Consider the following 17,973-nt stretch of genomic DNA (forward strand, 5'->3'; position numbering starts at 1 on the left):
CCCCGTGAAGGCCGCTACTGTAAACCTCAGCGTCAGGGCGAATAAACACGACATTCGGAGATATACTGTCTGAAATTTTTTGACAATTGGCGGCGCGATGCTGAACCTGCAGCGGATGAACATGTTTGTAGCGGTGGTCGATAGCGGAAGTTTTACCGCGGCGGCGACGGCCCTGGGGCAGACCAAGGCGGTGGTGAGTTTCAACATTCGCCAGCTGGAGAGCGAGCTGGGGGTTACGCTGCTGTTGCGATCGACCCGGCGGCTTACGCTGACGGAAGCCGGTTCGCTCTTCTATCATCGCGGGGTCGCGCTGCTGAAAGCGGCGGAAAACCTGCAGGACGACGTCCGGGGCAGCCATGTGGGGTTGAGCGGTGAACTGCGGATCACAACGACGCCAGAATATGGCGCGCAGGTGATTATCCCGGCGCTGGCGGAGTTCAGCCAGCGGCATCCAGCGCTCCGCGTGCGCCATGTTTCTTCTTCTCACCACGCGGATTTAATCTCCGAACGGTTTGACGTGGCGATTCGCCTCGGGACGCTGGCGGATTCGCGCTACCGCGCGGCGCTGATATCGCGTTTTGCCATCGTCCCGGTTGCTGCCCCATCATGGCTGGCGCAGCATCCTGTAAAGACGCTTGAGGAGCTGGCCCACGCGGCGTGGATTATTCATGAACGTCTGACCGCGCCGCTCCGCTGGCCGCTTACCGGGCCCGATGAGGAGAGCATCGCCTTCGAGATTAAACAGGCGCCGCGGCTGTCGGCAGATAGCGCCAGTGCGCTGATGGCCTTTGCGCTGGCGGGCAGCGGCATCGCGCTGCTGCCCGAATGGCTGGTGGCCGCTGCGCTGGCAGACAGCGCGCTGGTGAAGGTGATGCCGGCGTTTAGCTTTCCGCGCCAGGGGGTGTACGCGGTTTACCCAGACGCGCAGCACGTTCCCGTCAGGGTCCGGGCGTTTATTGATTTTCTCCGCGAGCGCCTGGGTTAATTGGGTTCTCGCGCTATCAGCTTGTGGATGATTTGCGAAAACTGCTGGCGCTCTTCATCGTTCAGCCGACCTAAAAATTCTTCATCAACGGCGTTACCCAGCGGCATTGAGCTTGCCAGTAGCGCTTCGCCTTCTGCGGTTAAATAGACAAACCGACGGCGTTTGTCCGCCGGATCGTGTTCGCGACGAACCAGACCGCGGCTCTCCATTCGGCTCAGCATCTCCGCCAGCGTCGCTTTCGTGCTGACCGCCGCTTCCGTTAGCGTCACCTGTTCAATGCCGGGATGTTCGGCAATGGAACGCATCACCGCATACTGCGGTTTGGTGAGGTCCGGCAGTTCAAGCTGCCAGCGGGCGGTGTGCTGCTGAAAAAGCTGGCGTAGCAGGTGAAACGCCTCGTTTTTTAACTCCATGACAACTCCGTAATCAAACCGTCGGTTCTATGATAGCCGTTCGGGAGGCGTTTTAGCATTTTTCCTGTTTTGATGAAAAATGCGGCCGTGTACGAACGCACTTGCACGAAAAGCTCATCAAGCGTAGTTTTAATAAAAACGTTCGTATGCGAACAATTGTGAGGCGATGATGAAGCTAATTGTAGGGATGACCGGAGCGACGGGTGCTCCGCTGGGCGTGGCGCTGCTCAAAGCGCTTCGAGAGATGCCGGAAGTGGAAACGCATCTGGTGATGTCAAAGTGGGCCAAAACCACCATTGAGCTGGAAACGCCTTACAGCGCCCGTGAAGTGGCTGCGCTGGCCGATTTCTCGCACAGTCCGGCGGACCAGGCCGCCGTCATCTCATCGGGTTCGTTTCGTACCGACGGCATGATCGTTATCCCCTGCAGTATGAAAACGCTGGCGGGTATCCGTGCCGGTTATGCCGAGGGGCTGGTGGGGCGGGCCGCGGACGTGGTGCTGAAAGAGGGGCGTAAGCTGGTGCTGGTGCCGCGTGAAATGCCGTTGAGCACGATCCATCTGGAAAACATGCTGGCCCTGTCACGCATGGGGGTGGCGATGGTGCCGCCCATGCCCGCTTATTACAACCATCCCAAAACCATTGAGGACGTCACTGACCACGTTGTCGCGCGGGTGCTGGATCAGTTCGGTCTGGAGTATCACAAAGCGCGCCGCTGGAGCGGGTTGCGGGCGGTAGAGAATGTATCACAGGAGAATGAATAATGGCTTTTGATGATTTGCGCAGCTTTTTGCAGGCGCTGGACGACCAGGGGCAACTGCTGAAAATTAGCGAAGAAGTGAACGCGGAACCGGATCTGGCCGCGGCGGCGAACGCCACCGGACGCATCGGCGATGGCGCGCCGGCGCTTTGGTTCGATAATATTCGCGGATTTACCGATGCTCGCGTAGCAATGAATACTATCGGTTCCTGGCAGAACCACGCTATCTCGCTGGGCTTGCCGCCGAATACGCCGGTGAAAAAGCAGATCGACGAGTTTATTCGCCGTTGGGATAAGTTTCCGGTAACGCCGGAGCGGCGGGCAAATCCGGCGTGGGCGGAAAATAGCGTCGACGGTGAAGACATTAATCTGTTTGATATTCTGCCCTTGTTCCGTCTTAACGACGGCGACGGTGGTTTTTATCTCGATAAAGCCTGCGTGGTTTCTCGCGATCCCCTCGACCCGGACAGTTTTGGTAAGCAAAACGTCGGCATTTACCGTATGGAGGTGAAGGGCAAACGTAAACTCGGCCTGCAGCCGGTGCCCATGCATGATATCGCCTTACACCTGCACAAAGCGGAAGAGCGCGGTGAAGATCTGCCGATCGCCATTACCCTGGGCAACGATCCGATTATCACCCTGATGGGCGCCACGCCGCTGAAATACGATCAGTCGGAATATGAGATGGCCGGCGCGCTGCGTGAAAGCCCGTACCCAATCGCCACCGCGCCGCTGACCGGCTTCGACGTACCGTGGGGGTCAGAGGTGATCCTCGAAGGGGTGATTGAAAGCCGCAAGCGCGAAATTGAAGGCCCGTTCGGCGAATTTACCGGCCACTACTCGGGTGGCCGTAATATGACGGTGGTGCGTATCGATAAGGTTTCCTACCGCAGCAAGCCGATTTTCGAGTCCCTCTATCTTGGTATGCCGTGGACCGAGATCGACTACCTGATGGGCCCGGCCACCTGCGTACCGCTGTATCAGCAGCTGAAGGCCGAGTTCCCGGAGGTGCAGGCCGTCAACGCGATGTACACCCACGGCCTGCTGGCGATTATCTCCACCAAAAAACGCTACGGCGGCTTTGCCCGCGCGGTGGGTCTGCGGGCGATGACCACGCCGCACGGCCTGGGCTACGTGAAGATGGTGATCATGGTTGATGAAGACGTCGACCCGTTCAACCTGCCGCAGGTGATGTGGGCGCTGTCGTCGAAGGTCAACCCGGCGGGTGACCTGGTGCAGCTGCCGAATATGTCGGTCCTGGAGCTTGATCCAGGCTCCAGCCCGGCGGGGATCACCGACAAACTGATTATCGACGCCACCACGCCGGTTGCGCCCGATCTGCGCGGCCACTACAGCCAGCCGGTACAGGATCTTCCTGAAACTAAAGCCTGGGCTGAAAAACTGACCGCCATGCTGGCCAAACGTAAATAAGGAGAAGAAGATGATTTGTCCACGCTGCGCCGATGAACATATTGAAGTGCTGGCAACATCGCCGGTAAAAGATGTCTGGACGGTATTTCAGTGCCAGCACTGTTTCTACACCTGGCGGAATACTGAACCGCTACGCCGCACCAGCCGGGAACATTATCCGGAAGCGTTCCGCATGACCCAAAAGGATATCGATGACGCGCCAATGGTGCCGCATATTCCGCCGCTGCTGGCGGAGGATAAACGATAAAATAAACGGGCCCGCTCAGTCGGGCCTTTTTTATATTTAATGAATCAATGAGAAATCTGTAGTCATTAAATTTTTAAATATCAAAAAAGGTTAATAGAGCAGATACGTTTGCGAGCCTTCTTCCAGTTTATAATAAAATCAACGGGTTTGATAAATTACCGATAAGCTTCGCGGCCGGGAAAATATAGAATAGCGGCGGGTGCTTGAGGCTATCTGGCTTTGAGCATTGACAAGGAGTCAGATAGACGAAAGCCCCAGGAGATATTTCTATCAACCGAGGCTGGCGTATGAACCCTAACAATTCAGATGTTAGTCTCTTCTTTGCAGGGAGGCAAGACATGCTAACAAAATATGCCCTTGTGGCAATCGTCGTACTGTGTATTACGGTACTGGGATTTACGCTTTTGGTGCGCAGCTCGCTGTGCGAACTCAGTATTAAAGAGCGTAGTATGGAGTTTAAAGCTGTTCTCGCTTACGAATCGAAGAAATAGCATCAGCGCGGGGGCAACCCCGCGTATTGGTTGTCAGGATGCATCCTCTCGCACCCAGTTTGCATTTGTTAAAACGGCAGCACCGCAGGGCGCTGCCGTTTTTTCACGTTAAACGAGAACTACACCAGGCTCTTCAGGCGATAGATCCACTCCAGCGCCTGGCGCGGAGTCAGCGAATCCGGGTCAAGATTCTCCAGCGCTTCAACCGCGGGCGAGGTCTCTTCCGGAGCGGAAAGCAGCGACATCTGGGTACCGTCCACCTGCGTGGCGGCAGCGCTCGGCGCAATGCTTTCCAGCTCGCGCAGCTTCTGCCGCGCGCGTTTAATCACCTCTTTCGGCACACCGGCCAGCGCGGCAACCGCCAGACCGTAGCTCTTACTGGCCGCGCCATCCTGCACGCTGTGCATGAAGGCGATGGTGTCGCCGTGCTCCAGAGCATCAAGATGGACGTTGGCCACGCCTTCCATTTTCTCCGGCAGCTGGGTCAGCTCGAAGTAGTGGGTGGCAAACAGGGTCAGGGCCTTAATCTTGTTCGCCAGATTTTCCGCGCAGGCCCACGCCAGCGACAGGCCATCGTAGGTCGAGGTGCCACGACCGATTTCATCCATCAGCACCAGGCTATGCTCGGTGGCGTTATGCAGAATATTGGCGGTTTCGGTCATCTCTACCATAAAGGTTGAGCGGCCGCTGGCCAGGTCATCCGCCGCGCCGACGCGGGTGAAAATACGATCGATGGGGCCGATATCGACTTTTTCCGCCGGAACGTAGCTGCCGATATACGCCAGCAGGGCGATCAGCGCGGTCTGACGCATATAGGTACTTTTACCGCCCATATTCGGACCTGTGATAATCAGCATTCTCCGCTGCGGGGCGAGGTGCAGCGGGTTAGCGATGAACGGCTCTTTCAGAACCTGCTCAACCACCGGATGGCGGCCTTCGCTGATACGAATACCCGGCTTATCGCTAAAAGTCGGGCAGCAGTAGTTGAGGGTCTCCGCGCGCTCGGCGAGGTTCACCAGCACATCGAGCTCCGCCAGCGCGCTGGCGCTCTGCTGCAGGTCGCCAAGATGCGGCAGCAGCATATCGAAAAGTTCATCGTACAGCTGCTTTTCCAGCGCCAGCGCCTTCCCTTTGGAGGTCAGCACTTTGTCTTCATACTCCTTCAGCTCAGGAATAATATAGCGCTCGGCGTTCTTGAGGGTCTGGCGACGGACGTAGTGGATCGGCGCATGCTGGCTCTGACCGCGGCTAATCTGGATGTAGTAGCCGTGGACGGCGTTGTAGCCTACCTTCAGCGTGTCCAGCCCCAGACGCTCGCGCTCGCGAACTTCCAGTCTGTCGAGGTAATCGGTCGCGCCATCGGCCAGGCCGCGCCACTCATCGAGTTCCGCGTTATAGCCGGGGGCGATAACGCCGCCGTCGCGAACCAGTACCGGCGGCGCATCGATAATCGCTCGTTCCAGCAGTTCACGCAGCTCGCTAAATTCCCCCATCTTTTCCCGGAGCCGCTGTACTGGCGCACAGTCGACGTCCCCCAGCATCGCGCGCAGTGCCGGCAGCTGCTGGAAAGCGTGACGCATACGCGCTAAATCGCGAGGGCGGGCGGTGCGCAGCGCCAGGCGCGCCAGAATACGTTCGAGGTCGCCGACCTGGCGCAGTACCGGCTGCAGCTCGGTGTAATGTTCCTGCAGCGCGCCGATGGTCTGCTGGCGCTCTACCAGCACGGCGGTGTCGCGCGCCGGCATATGCAGCCAGCGCTTAAGCATACGGCTGCCCATTGGGGTCACGGTGCAGTCGAGCACCGAGGCCAGCGTATTATCAAAGCCGCCGGCCAGGTTCTGGGTGATCTCCAGATTGCGGCGGGTGGCCGCATCCATAATGATGCTGTCCTGCTGGCGCTCCATCGTGATGGAGCGGATATGCGGCAATGACGTGCGCTGGGTGTCTTTGACGTATTGCAGCAGGCAGCCGGCGGCGCACAGGCCGCGCGGGGCGTTTTCAACGCCGAAACCAACCAGATCGCGCGTGCCAAACTGGAGATTGAGCTGCTGGCGCGCGGTGTCGATTTCAAATTCCCACAGCGGACGGCGGCGCAGGCCGCGGCGGCCCTCAATCAGCGACGACTCGGCAAAATCCTCCGCGTACAGCAGCTCGGCGGGGTTGGTGCGCTGGAGCTCCGCCGCCATCGTTTCGCGGTCAGCGGGTTCGCTCAGGCGAAAACGTCCGGAGCTGATATCGAGGGTGGCGTAGCCAAAACCTTTACTGTCCTGCCAGATGGCGGCCAGCAGATTGTCCTGGCGTTCCTGCAGCAGCGCTTCATCGCTGATGGTACCCGGTGTCACAATGCGGACGACTTTGCGTTCAACCGGCCCTTTGGTGGTTGCCGGATCGCCAATCTGTTCGCAAATGGCCACCGACTCGCCCTGATTAACCAGCTTAGCCAGATAGTTCTCAACCGCGTGATGGGGGATCCCGGCCATCGGAATCGGTTCGCCCGCGGAAGCGCCGCGCTTCGTCAGCGAGATATCCAGCAGCTGCGATGCGCGTTTCGCATCGTCATAGAACAGTTCGTAAAAATCACCCATCCGGTAAAACAGCAGAATCTCCGGGTGCTGGGCTTTCAGCTTGAGATACTGCTGCATCATGGGCGTATGGTCTGATAAATCCTTGTCAATAGACTCATTCATATTGATTTTACTCGTTTTTTAAGTCTTTCAAGTACTCAAGTGGCCCCAAGTGAAACCGCTTTGAACCCATATAAATCGATAAATTTGTAGCTCACTTGTAGCTCAGAACATGATAGATTGGCTTTACTCTTTTTCTGGGCTACAAACAGTGGTGATACTTTGAAAACAACTCTCACTCAGTCTTTTATTATCAACAAGTTAAGTGTCCATCTTAAGCCAGAACTCAATAGCTCTGGGAAAGTTGTTTTCGAACCTAACCCACAACAGAAACCATACATCGTTTTTGACGATCACCGTGATTCGCCGGTAGGTTTTGGTGTAAAGGTAAGTTTGACGAAAAAAACCTATGTAATCCAGAGAAGAGTGTCTTCTGGTACTCGTGATGTGAAAGAAGGTAAGAAACCGAGTTCGGTCTTAAAAGTGAAAGTAGGGAATGTTTCTGATTTTCCGAGTATCGATCAAGCCCGTGAGGCTGCCAGGCAATTGGTTCAGACCATGATCGCCACCAAAAGAAATCCGAATAGGATTAAACGAGAAACAGAGGCTTCAGAACTCACTATCAGTGAAGTGTTTGCTCAATATCGTCAACACCTTCTTGGCAGGTCTAAACCAGCCAAACCAAACACACTGTCAGTGTTGGACAAAGCAGAAAATCGTCTGAAAGAGTGGCAAGCTTTACGAGTGAAGGATCTCACTGGTAATGACATCCTTCGTAAGTTTGATGAAATTGCCTCAAGAGCCAGAACAGCAGCGGAGCAGACATTCAGGTGGGCCAACGTTGCGGTCAAACACGCAATCGAAATTGAAGCGGGGAATGCGCAGACACAGCAACGGCAACCTTCACTATCCTACAACCCTTTTAGTATTTTAAAGGTACAGAAAAAATTCAGGACTCGTTCTGAGCTTGAAGATAGCTACAAAGCGAAAGGTGTTCGAAACCCACTTTCTCCGAAAGACAGCTTAGGTAGATTTCTGACTGCACTACACAACAAGAGAAGCTTTAACCGTTTGGGTTGTGATTACCTACTGTTGACGGTTCTTCTTGGTGCTCGTAAAGAAGAAACAGCTTCTCTGTGCTGGCGAGAATACCTTACTAACGAAGAAGCCAAAACGACAAGCTATGTCGATCTCGAAAATCGAAAGATTCGATTCTACGACACGAAGAACCGAAATGATCACGAGCTTCCTATCTGTGATGCTGTGAAACGGGTGCTGGAAGACAGAAGGGACATTGTTCAGGAAGGGTAATCCCCCCATTTTTAGCAGAGGTCAATAGTAGAACTTAGGCTGTGCGCAGCTCATGTTGTCTTGGCGTATAACCACCCAGTGCCATATTCGGCCTTTCGTGATTATAAAACCACTGCCATTCTGTCGCGTAGCGTTGTAATTCATCCAGCGAACAAAATAAATACTGCCCCAGCCAGTCATAACGCACTGTCCGGTTATAGCGCTCAATATAAGCGTTTTGTTGCGGATTTCCCGGCTGAATAAAGTTGAGTTTTATTCCGTTATCCTCCGCCCAGTTTATTAATTCGTGGCTCGTGTATTCCGGGCCGTTGTCACATCTGATTGCGGCGGGTTTACCTCGCCATTCAATGATCTGCTCAAGTGTGCGTTTTACCCGACTGGACGGCAGCGAGAAGTCCACTTCTATTGCCAGGGCTTCCCGGTTGAAGTCATCAATAATGTTCAAAAGCCGAACTGAACGGCCATCTGAAAGCTGATCATGCATGAAGTCCATTGACCAGCATTCGTTGCTGTATTCCGGCACCGCAAGCGGCTCTGGCTTATCACGCTTCAGCCTCTTTTTAGGTTTGATCCGCATATTCAGTGATAATTCGCAGTAAATTCGATAAACGCGTTTATGGTTCCAGCGAAAACCTTTCACATTACGCAGGTACAAAAAGCACAAACCAAAACCCCAGTTCCGCTGGCTGCCTGTAATGCGCAGTAGCCAGCCAGCAATACGCTGATTTTCTACAGAAAGACGTGGCAGATATCGATAGCACGTTTCACTGACAGAAAAAATCTGGCTGGCCAGGCGGATACTGATTTGCTGCGTGCTGACGGCGTGTCTGGCCATCTGTCGGCGTTGAGATGGCCTCACCACTTTTTTGACATAGCTTCCTGAATAACTTCAGCTTTAAGTCGCTCTTCGGCATACATTTTCTTAAGACGCCGATTTTCATCTTCCAGTTCTTTGAGACGCGCCATCAGAGAGGCATCCATCCCGCCAAACTTTGACCGCCATTTATAGAAGCTGGCGCTGCTGAAGCCATGTTCCCGGCACAGCTCAGGGACCGGTGTTCCGGCTTCAGCCTGTTTCAGAATGGTCATGATTTGGCTGTCGGTGAAACGTGATTTTTTCATAGAGATCTCCTCAGTTGAGATTACGAGAAAATTCTACTTATGAACACACTGCTTTTTCGGGAGGATTACCGAAGCAGAAACTCGTCAAGAAAGACTAAAATGGGTTTTCCCTGCCCGTTCCAAAAGAAGCAAAGCTGGACACTATTCAGATAGTAAAAGTTTGAGAGAGTATCTATGTACGGAAGCTGAGATCGTCAAACTCGGTATGCATGATCTAAGACGAACTTTCGGAAGATTAGCAGAAGAACTTACTTCTTATGCTGTCGTTAAGAAGCTGCTTAACCACCGCAACACGACAGATCCAACAGAGCGTTATGCTGTTCCCGACGAAGATCGGGTTTACGAGGCTCTACAGCGCATTGAATTGCATATGTTGATGACTGCGCCTACGTTATACAATGCACTTTTAGCATCAGCAAAATATCCACCATTATCTGACAACAAGGAGTAATGGATGAGTGTTGTTGAAACATTGAGAGAACTGTCCGAAGTTTGGCAGTTATTTGGTGATATGCCTGATGACACTACGTTAGGTGTCGATTTAGCGGCACTCTACCTTGGTATAAGTGTCAAAACTCTTGCCCGTTATCGTCAGAACGGTGATGGACCAAACTACATCCAGTATCAATCTGAAGACAGTAAAGCCAGAAACCAGCGGGTTAATTACCTATTGAAAGACCTTCGTTCCTGGAGAGATAGCCATAGAGTCAGTAGCACAATGCACGCTGCTCAAGTTCGGGGATTAGCATTTACATGCCTATCTGATTTCACCGAGCCTCAACCTTTCTGGCGAATCACCAACAATACTGGCTCTACAAGTAAAATAATATCCCATGCACTCACTATCCCTGATGAAAGCTTTAAGCAAATTCTTTTAGAGCCTAATGCAGAAGTTATTTGGATCTCTATTGAGGAAGCTCTCTTTGTATCATGGATAAATAAAGATGAACGTTCTATTTGGCACAAGATGTTTATCTTAACACTAAATAATATTGTTTCTGCATCGGCGGCCGAACAGGAAAGATATATCTTGAAAGATATCTTTGATGATTAATTATTTTAATTTAAATGGGATGAGTGGGTTAAGTGCGTCAAATTTACCATAAGGAAAAAAATAAAAATGAAGATAAAGGAAGCAGCGGCTGTTTTAAGAAAGAATGAGTATGAAGCATGGATCAGACGACTCAACTGGAAATTTATGGATGAACGTATCCAGAATGAATTTAACAATTGCAAGCTTGATGCTTCAAGTGTAGATGAGTTAGGGATGTTATATTTAGGAAAGGTGAAAGATGATTCTAAAGAATATAAAAAATATCTTAGCACTCAATATATCAATGCTACACATATAGTAACAGGCAGTAGATATATAGATATTAATCTTTTGGATAAGGAAAAAGGTTCTCTTATTCAAGGGTATGAATCAAGTGCACAATTATGGTACTCTCAAGGAACATCTGGGGATGTCATAGTATTTGTTGGCCCTTATAAATCCAAACTATGTGAAATGAATGAGAATGATATCATAATTGGCCGTTATCGAAACCCATACCAAGTGAATGAATTGGTTATTAAAAAACATTTTTCAATTTTCTTTAGATATTGTACATGCACGTCGTATAATTCTACTTTAAGCTTTAAAGCCTATTTATATAGGCAATATCTTGTGTTCAATGATTTAAGATTTAAAGCAAGATATTGGCAAAAAATTATAAAAATCGGAGAGCGAGTGCTTATAGTTGCTCTATCTACCGCAGCAGTATTAGTTTCTCTTTATGTAGGCGGGAAGCTATAACTTCCTCCATGAACCAATGATGAATGTATGTACCAGAAGGTAGTAAATGAATGCTGTTATAGATTGACATGAGGTTTAATTTTTGTTCTCTAAAAATGTTATATCTTTTATGGCTAAGATGAAAAGTTCTATTTGCATCAAATTTTATACCTTGCATTGTAGGGGGAAAACAAATGTTAAAATGGATACGGACAATATTTTTTTCGGACTATCTACCATCAATTTTATGTCTGCTCTTGCTTGTGAAAATGGATTATGCAATTTTCTCTAATTGGCCGATAGATCAATCTGTGGATAGCAGAATAAAATTAATGTTGTTATTCATACATTTTATAATGCTTTTTGCTATCCTTTCTCCATTCTTAGGACGATTTTTAGCAAAAATTAGCAATGAAAAATTTAAAGCTTTTATTGGCTTGCCGGATAAAGATAAAAATATCACCTACATTGATTTATATGATTTTTTAAGTGGACTTGCATTATCTGCTTTTTATTTGTCAATTTTATTATTCACTTTAAAAGATGTTTATGAAATAACAGGTTGGTTTATTTCAGGTATATATGCATTTTTAATGTTTGTCTCATCTATATCAATAGCGTCGATCTCACTCATGAGATATATCTGGTTGTTTACTAAATTTAGTAAATATACATATGCATTTGCTGCGTTATTAGCAGGAAGCATGTGTATGGCAATTATAGGTGTTGCTATTAGAATGGCTTCATAGATAATTATATATAACCTCATCTTATTTGATTTGTTATCTCCTAAATAAGATGGGGATATTTTAGTGAATCAGATAAAAATAACAATCCCCTTAGAATGATTGCTGGTATGTAAATTACGATATTCAAATAAAAATATATATAACTATCAATCCCAGCCCTATTTCTCTCTTGTTATGGTTATGTCAAAGTTGTTCCCAAACGGATTTATTACCTCCAGTAGCTTTTGATTATGACTGTCATTTTTGATGATGTAAGACTGGCTTGTTCCTGGAGCCATTCTTTCCTCGATAGTTGGAAATTTTTTGCGCATGATATTTTCTAATATTTCAAGATCCTGAATGTCGAAGTCTTTTCCATCAGAGACAATCCGGTCTGGAATTGATTTCAGGCTGCTAAGTGTGGCTATCAGTTCTTTATCGTGGAGTACCCACTCTCCAGCACCACTAACATAATATTCAACAAGGGCTGTTTTTCCATTTGCATTATCTATCTTAAAAGACATTCGACCATTTACATTATATTTCCCATTAGAAAAATAAGAAGTTCTCACATTGACACCAGCAAGAACACTCTGTGTGCCATATGAATAATCAGATGTCCACACCCCAACGATATCATCTGTCTTTTGAGTATCAGGGCTTCTGGGAAAAATGTAGGAACAGATTCCAACAAGAGCTGCCACAATAAATATTGTATTCTTTGTTTGCTTGGTTATTTTTTTCATAAAAATTCCATTTAGAATGAGTGAAAGAGATAGGTGCATTTTATCATTTTCAATCTATTTCTGAAAATAAATTTGAAATTAATGATCAGGATGTGATTATATATTTAGAGAGAAATTAGCAAAATTAATTTTGTTCGGCAGTATAATCTTTGCTTTATCTTTTACATTTAAAATGAATAATGGTTAAAACAGTAGGTTTAACAATATATTTTTAACTCTAAGGTATATAGAAGAGATTCTCTATCCCCCTATAGGGGGAATGCAAAATTTGTAAAGACAAATTATCGGATACTACCTCTAATCTAAGGCTGGGCATTATTCAATAATGAAAAAATGATGAAAATGCAAAGTGTAATGTTGTTAAAAATAAATGATTTGCTACACCTAATAAAAATGCAAAAAAAAGGATATATTATGACAAGTATAGGTATTAATAAGTTTATTCTAACATCAGGAGAGCGATATTGCATCATTATGGATAACGAAAATAAAGCCCCTCTTTTTTATCCTAATTTATACTTAACAATTCAGTTAAGGAATAGGGGATGTTCTGTGTTAACAATGGAAGCGACAGCCTTAACATTGTCGCTATTTTATAGATTTTTACGAGAGAATGATATATCAATTGATGAACGTATTTTACATAATAGATTCATATCGAATTCTGAAATTGATCGCTTGTTCATTTTCTTAACAAAAAAACGTTCAAGGCGCATACGTTCACAAAGTATATCAAAGTTAACATTATATCACAGGTTAAATACCATCGCTGGTTATTTATCTTGGTTATCAGAAACGCTGTATAGATATGATACACCAGAAATTAATATATTAAATTCAGAGAAAATGGTTCGTTCTATCAAAGAAAGGAAGCCAATAATACCTAAGAGGCAAGATAGAACTTATGAAAATGATGGCATTGCTGAAAATGTCATAAAAATTATTATGGATGTAATTGATCCTCATTCAAATAGTAATCCATTTAAAATTTATGTAAGACAGAGGAACGAAATATTAGTTCTTATGCTATATGAACTTGGAGTACGTTGTGGCGAACTTTTAAATATAAAGATTGAAGATATTGATTTTCAAAAAAATAGAATTCGAATTCAAAGGAGAGCGGATGAAGTAAATGATTTAAGAGTTAACCAACCTTTAGTTAAGACGTTAAGTAGAACAGTTTCATTAGATAAAACGTTAGCTTTAAAAATATATAATTATATTGTCTTTGATAGAAGTAAACTTTCCAAAGGAAAAGGTGGATTTTTATTCCTATCTTATAAGCCTGGTCCAACTCAAGGAGACCCACTTTCTATGTCTGCTTATCACAAAATAATTTCAAAAATATCTTCGTGCGATCCTTTGCTTAACGATTTAAGAGGACATCAATTCCGTCATACATGGAACTATAACTTTTCTAAATTAATGGATTCGATGCCAACGAAAGTCAGCGAAAAGCAACAGGAAAAAATGAGAGAGAGTCTAATGGGTTGGAAAGAAAACTCTGGCACGTCAAGTATATATAATAAACGTTTTATTAATGAAAAAGCGAATGAAGCCGCATTAAGATTGCAGGAACGATTAAATACAACAATAAGGAGGAAGGGTGAAAATAAATAGAGAAAGTAAAGACCTTAGAAATCCATTTATTACTTCAAACAGTCATTACGAATTCTTCAAAAACGAAGATATATGGATTTTAGATAAGAATATCAAGCTTAATATGTTAAATGTTTTAAATGTATTAGATGAAAGACATCATGAGTACTTCTTAGATGTTTTAGCCAATTTTGCAATTACAAGGTCATCATCCTATACAAAGAAAATGTTCTGGGCATTTTATGATTATATTAAGACAACAGATAAAGGCGTAATCACTGATGAGTCTGTTAGAGAATACCATAGTAGGAATTTATTAAAAAAACCGGATTATATTAATAGTATAAGAGTTTTTTTCCGTAAGTGGTTTAATTTAGAACTTCCAGGTGTCTCAGAAAATCAAGTGAACTGTTTATATCAAGGCAAACCTAAAAGAAGGGAACTTGGTAAAGCGGTAAAAGTTAAAGATATGAAAAAAGGACCATTTAGTGATGATGAGGTAATTGCCTTTAATGAAGGTGCCATGTGGTTATATGATTCTGGTGAAATAACACTCGATGAGTTGGCAATGGCGCTGATAACTTCATACACGGGGAGGCGACCCATACAGACCTCACACTTGAAATTGAAAGATATCGTGAGTCTATTCCAGAATGTAGAAACCGATTATTCAATAAATTTTCCAAGAGCTAAACATAGTGGAGTATTTCGTTCTGAGTTTACAAACTTGAAAATAACTGAAGACTTGCACGATATTATCTTGATATTGAGTGAGAGAAGTATTAATACTGTTGAAAACTATCTTGGCAGATGTGTTGATAATTATGAATTAAAGGAAATACCTTTATTTATTGATGTTAATTCGCTTGAGAAAAATAAAAACAAAGCTAATATTTTAGCTCTTTTAGAAAAAGACATATTTCATTTAAAATCTAATGTAATTACTACTACCATACAGAAAATATCGATAAAAACTGGTTTTATAAAGGATGATTCTTCTATTAACGCAAGACGCTTTCGCTATTCACTTGGTACAAGAGCTGCCCAAGAAGGATATAGTGAGTATATCATAGCGAAGCTTTTAGATCACAGATCAACGAGACTTGTTAGCTGTTATGTAAAAAATGTACCAGAGTATGCAGAAAGGATTGATGAGGTTATGACAACGGAAGTTATAAAGTATGTGAATGCATTTAAAGGGCATATTATAAATAAAAATGATGCTCAAAAGAAAATAAAAAATCACGAGGGTATAGATTCAGGAAACTGTTCCAACTGTAAGAGTTGTGCTGCTATGATTCCTATCCCCTGCTATACATGCATTTATTTTAATCCTTGGGTAGATGCACCCCATCAAGATGTCTATGACTATCTAATAAGAGAAAGAAAAAGAATAGCTGCGATTACAAAAGATATAAAAATAGCTACATCTCTTGATAGAACGATTTCTGCTGTAAGAGAGGTGGTTATTAAATGCAACGAGATTAGAACAATAGGAGGAATAATATGACAAATGTAGTGAATATGAAGTCCGTATTGAGGACTGTAGTTTATGAAAATTTAAATGTATTAATCTGTAGGATGAAAGATAAATTAACAAAGAATACGAATGTTAATTGGGATTGTAATTTCTGGATGCTGCACAACAAGGAGGTTAGGTTTACTAAATTATCTTATAAAAAGGGAACTAAAGGTAAAACCATAATGGATGATGAATTCCTTGGGTTTGCTAAATCATATATAGTTCATGAGTGTATATATAATGAAAGGAAAATTAAACAGTCCATTTCAGCGCTTAGAATTCTTGAATCTACGCTGATCAAAATTAATGGCGACTGTGATATTTCCAAAATAAACATTAATGCTCTAAATGAATCAATATGTGCTTTAAAAAATAGGATCGACCACAATAAAGCATATGCTATTGGGAATTCGTTAATGCAAGTTGTATCGTTTATTGTAGATAATAATCTTACTACTAAAAATATTTTTTCGTGGCGAAACCCATTAAAGGATGAGCGAGATTATTTTGTTTATGACGGTAGAGGTACCTTTAAAGACAAACTTCCAGATGAAATTGCTTTGAACGCATTTGCTGAGGTCTTTAGTAGAGCATTAACTGATAAAAGAGATATTTTTACTACATCTGTTATCGTGCTTTTAATGTCTGCGCCATCAAGAATTTCTGAAGTTTTTTCATTACCAGTAGATTGTGAAATACAGCAGATTACAAGAAGTGGAGATGTTAAACATGGCTTAAGGTTCTGGGCTGGGAAAGGGTATGGTGGTGATATTAAATGGATTCCTACAGTGATGGCTCCTATAACTAAAATTGCATTAGAAAGAATATTATCTATTACATATGAAGCGCGAGCATTCTCCGAAATGATGGAGCAGGATTTTAACAGTTTATGTAAATCTAAGGGGCATACCGAAAATCAATTGCTAACTTCAGTTCAAGTTATTAAAGTTATTAGTAATCAAAATCATTCAAAAGAAAACTGTGTAAGAATTTTAAGTAGATTAGCACTAAAATCAGAAGATTATTCATATTCATTACAATCTTTATGGACAGAATTAAGGAAAAGGCTACCACCTAATTTTCCTTGGTATGACAAACTTAAGAATATAAAATACAGTAACTTACTTTTCTTATTTTTTAAGGATACATTTCATCCGAGGAAGTCTGATAACATAATTCAGTTATGTTCAGTTAATAGTGCGACCTTTTATTCTGGTTTTAGTAATGATGAGAAAAAGTCTAATTTTTTCAAAAGGCATGGATATAAGAAAATAGATGGAAGTAGTATCAGATTCAATTCTCATCAAATAAGGCATCTACTCAATACTCTTGCACAGAGGCAGGGACTAACTGATGAAGAAATAGCTAAATGGTCTGGAAGAGTGAATGTAAGACAGAATCGAGTTTACAACCATATTAGCGAGGAAGAAATCTTAGAAAAATATGAATCTCTGAAAGAACAGTCAGAGAGTTTCATTATAACTGAAAAAGATAATTTTAAAGATAAGAACTATATTCATGGCTCGATACCAATCAGTGGTAATTCACTGCATATCACTGAATTTGGATATTGTACACATGATTATGTAATATCCTCATGCGAAAAATTTAGAGACTGTGTTAATTGCTCTGAGCAGCTTTGCATAAAAGGTAATAGTGAAAATTTAACGAGGCTAAAAAGCAGGCTTGCAGAAATAAGCAATCTTATCGATAAGGTTTCAGATAGATTGAATGGAGACATTCAGCAAATGAAGAATGATAAATGGTTAATGGTTCACGCAAGGACCAAAGAAAGATTAGTTGAATTGATTGGTATATTGGAAAATGAAAGGATTCCTAATGGTTCATATATCAGATTAGACAGCACAAATTTCACGCATCTTTCAAGGATAACAGGAGAACAAAGACTTTTGAAACGAAACATGGAGAATATAAATGTCAAAAAAACTAACTAAAAGTGAAAAGAATATGATACTTGATACAATATGGGGATGGAGTGATTCATCAATTACATGGGAACAACTTTGTGAAGAATGTTCTGCATTTCTTAAATCCCGACCGAGCAGGCAAACTCTGTCCTATCACAAAGATATTGCGAATGCTTACCTAAGTAAAAAAAAGGGATTGTTGATAATGCTAATAAATTTAAAAAACCATCCAGCCTAATCAATGCATCAAAAATAATATTTAATCTGGAATCAAGGATCAAATATCTCGAAGA

At 44.3% G+C, this 17,973-nt stretch carries 15 protein-coding genes and 2 pseudogenes; 13 read left to right on the top strand and 4 right to left on the bottom strand.

Annotated elements, in window-relative coordinates; genetic code table 11:
• Nucleotides 1-97: 97 nt before the first annotated feature.
• On the top strand, nt 98-985 hold the full coding sequence (locus CDA56_RS26385) for a LysR family transcriptional regulator (RefSeq protein WP_014839360.1): 888 nt from the start codon (nt 98-100) through the stop codon (nt 983-985).
• Here CDA56_RS26385 and CDA56_RS26390 read toward each other — a convergent pair.
• Nucleotides 982-1,398 (bottom strand): MarR family winged helix-turn-helix transcriptional regulator, encoded by a 417-nt coding sequence (locus CDA56_RS26390; RefSeq protein ID WP_004853601.1) that lies wholly within the window; start codon nt 1,396-1,398, stop codon nt 982-984. The two genes, CDA56_RS26385 and CDA56_RS26390, sit on opposite strands and share 4 nt — an antisense overlap.
• Before the next feature lie 169 nt (nt 1,399-1,567).
• Between CDA56_RS26390 and CDA56_RS26395 the strand changes: the two genes are divergently transcribed.
• The 4 genes from CDA56_RS26395 to CDA56_RS26410 all read left to right on the top strand — a co-directional run bounded on the left by CDA56_RS26395 (nt 1,568) and on the right by CDA56_RS26410 (nt 4,326).
• Nucleotides 1,568-2,161, top strand: a complete 594-nt coding sequence (locus tag CDA56_RS26395) for a non-oxidative hydroxyarylic acid decarboxylases subunit B (protein WP_103813869.1) — start codon at nt 1,568-1,570, stop codon at nt 2,159-2,161.
• Nucleotides 2,161-3,588 (top strand): non-oxidative hydroxyarylic acid decarboxylases subunit C, encoded by a 1,428-nt coding sequence (locus CDA56_RS26400; protein WP_103813867.1) that lies wholly within the window; start codon nt 2,161-2,163, stop codon nt 3,586-3,588. The genes CDA56_RS26395 and CDA56_RS26400 overlap by 1 nt, the downstream gene beginning before the upstream one ends.
• A 10-nt stretch (nt 3,589-3,598) precedes the next feature.
• Nucleotides 3,599-3,835 carry a non-oxidative hydroxyarylic acid decarboxylases subunit D gene (locus CDA56_RS26405; RefSeq protein WP_004853596.1) on the top strand — a complete coding sequence of 79 codons (237 nt, stop codon included), beginning with the start codon at nt 3,599-3,601 and terminating at the stop codon, nt 3,833-3,835.
• 338 nt (nt 3,836-4,173) lie between these two features.
• Nucleotides 4,174-4,326: a Hok/Gef family protein gene (locus CDA56_RS26410; RefSeq protein WP_009651623.1), complete on the top strand. Its 153-nt coding sequence runs from the start codon at nt 4,174-4,176 to the stop codon at nt 4,324-4,326.
• Nucleotides 4,327-4,445: 119 nt separating this feature from the next.
• Here the strand turns inward: CDA56_RS26410 and mutS are convergent, their stop codons facing one another.
• Nucleotides 4,446-7,013, bottom strand: coding sequence for a DNA mismatch repair protein MutS (mutS, locus tag CDA56_RS26415; protein ID WP_048260273.1), 2,568 nt, complete (start codon nt 7,011-7,013; stop codon nt 4,446-4,448).
• A 159-nt stretch (nt 7,014-7,172) separates the two neighbouring features.
• Here mutS and CDA56_RS26420 point away from each other — a divergent pair.
• Nucleotides 7,173-8,255, top strand: a pseudogene (locus tag CDA56_RS26420) (integrase); the annotation flags it as partial.
• A gap of 40 nt (nt 8,256-8,295) precedes the next feature.
• Here CDA56_RS26420 and CDA56_RS26425 read toward each other — a convergent pair.
• Nucleotides 8,296-9,383, bottom strand: a protein-coding gene (locus tag CDA56_RS26425; RefSeq protein ID WP_102780042.1) for an IS3 family transposase whose coding sequence is annotated in 2 segments (ribosomal slippage) — nt 8,296-9,131 and nt 9,131-9,383 — 1,089 coding nt in all. Because the reading frame shifts where the segments join, the coding sequence is not laid out codon by codon here.
• Between the two features lie 88 nt (nt 9,384-9,471).
• Here CDA56_RS26425 and CDA56_RS26430 point away from each other — a divergent pair.
• The 4 genes and pseudogenes from CDA56_RS26430 to CDA56_RS26445 form a co-directional block, all read left to right on the top strand.
• Nucleotides 9,472-9,834 (top strand): annotated as a pseudogene (locus CDA56_RS26430) (integrase); the annotation flags it as partial.
• Nucleotides 9,835-9,837: 3 nt separating this feature from the next.
• A complete protein-coding gene (locus CDA56_RS26435; RefSeq protein WP_000117646.1) occupies nt 9,838-10,437 on the top strand; it encodes a hypothetical protein in 600 nt (199 codons plus the stop codon).
• A gap of 66 nt (nt 10,438-10,503) precedes the next feature.
• Nucleotides 10,504-11,178 (top strand): hypothetical protein, encoded by a 675-nt coding sequence (locus CDA56_RS26440; RefSeq protein ID WP_001553347.1) that lies wholly within the window; start codon nt 10,504-10,506, stop codon nt 11,176-11,178.
• A gap of 173 nt (nt 11,179-11,351) precedes the next feature.
• Nucleotides 11,352-11,906, top strand: a complete 555-nt coding sequence (locus CDA56_RS26445) for a hypothetical protein (protein WP_227632912.1) — start codon at nt 11,352-11,354, stop codon at nt 11,904-11,906.
• Nucleotides 11,907-12,064: 158 nt separating this feature from the next.
• On the opposite strand, the gene CDA56_RS31385 is transcribed toward CDA56_RS26445, so the two are convergent.
• A complete protein-coding gene (locus CDA56_RS31385) occupies nt 12,065-12,631 on the bottom strand; it encodes a hypothetical protein (RefSeq protein WP_227632914.1) in 567 nt (188 codons plus the stop codon).
• A gap of 333 nt (nt 12,632-12,964) precedes the next feature.
• On the opposite strand from CDA56_RS31385, the gene CDA56_RS26455 reads away from it, so the two are divergent.
• The 3 genes from CDA56_RS26455 to CDA56_RS26465 are packed head-to-tail and all read left to right on the top strand — an operon-like array spanning nt 12,965 to nt 17,707.
• Nucleotides 12,965-14,251, top strand: coding sequence for a tyrosine-type recombinase/integrase (locus CDA56_RS26455; RefSeq protein ID WP_103813865.1), 1,287 nt, complete (start codon nt 12,965-12,967; stop codon nt 14,249-14,251).
• The gene (locus tag CDA56_RS26460) at nt 14,238-15,740 is read left to right on the top strand and encodes a site-specific integrase (RefSeq protein ID WP_103813863.1); all 1,503 of its coding nucleotides are present in this window, start codon (nt 14,238-14,240) and stop codon (nt 15,738-15,740) included. Before CDA56_RS26455 ends, CDA56_RS26460 begins: the two co-directional genes overlap by 14 nt.
• The gene (locus CDA56_RS26465) at nt 15,737-17,707 is read left to right on the top strand and encodes a hypothetical protein (RefSeq protein WP_104011462.1); all 1,971 of its coding nucleotides are present in this window, start codon (nt 15,737-15,739) and stop codon (nt 17,705-17,707) included. The genes CDA56_RS26460 and CDA56_RS26465 overlap by 4 nt, the downstream gene beginning before the upstream one ends.
• The last annotated feature ends 266 nt before the right edge of the window (nt 17,708-17,973 follow it).

Origin of the sequence: Klebsiella michiganensis (assembly GCF_002925905.1) — a bacterium.
GTDB lineage: Bacteria > Pseudomonadota > Gammaproteobacteria > Enterobacterales > Enterobacteriaceae > Klebsiella > Klebsiella michiganensis.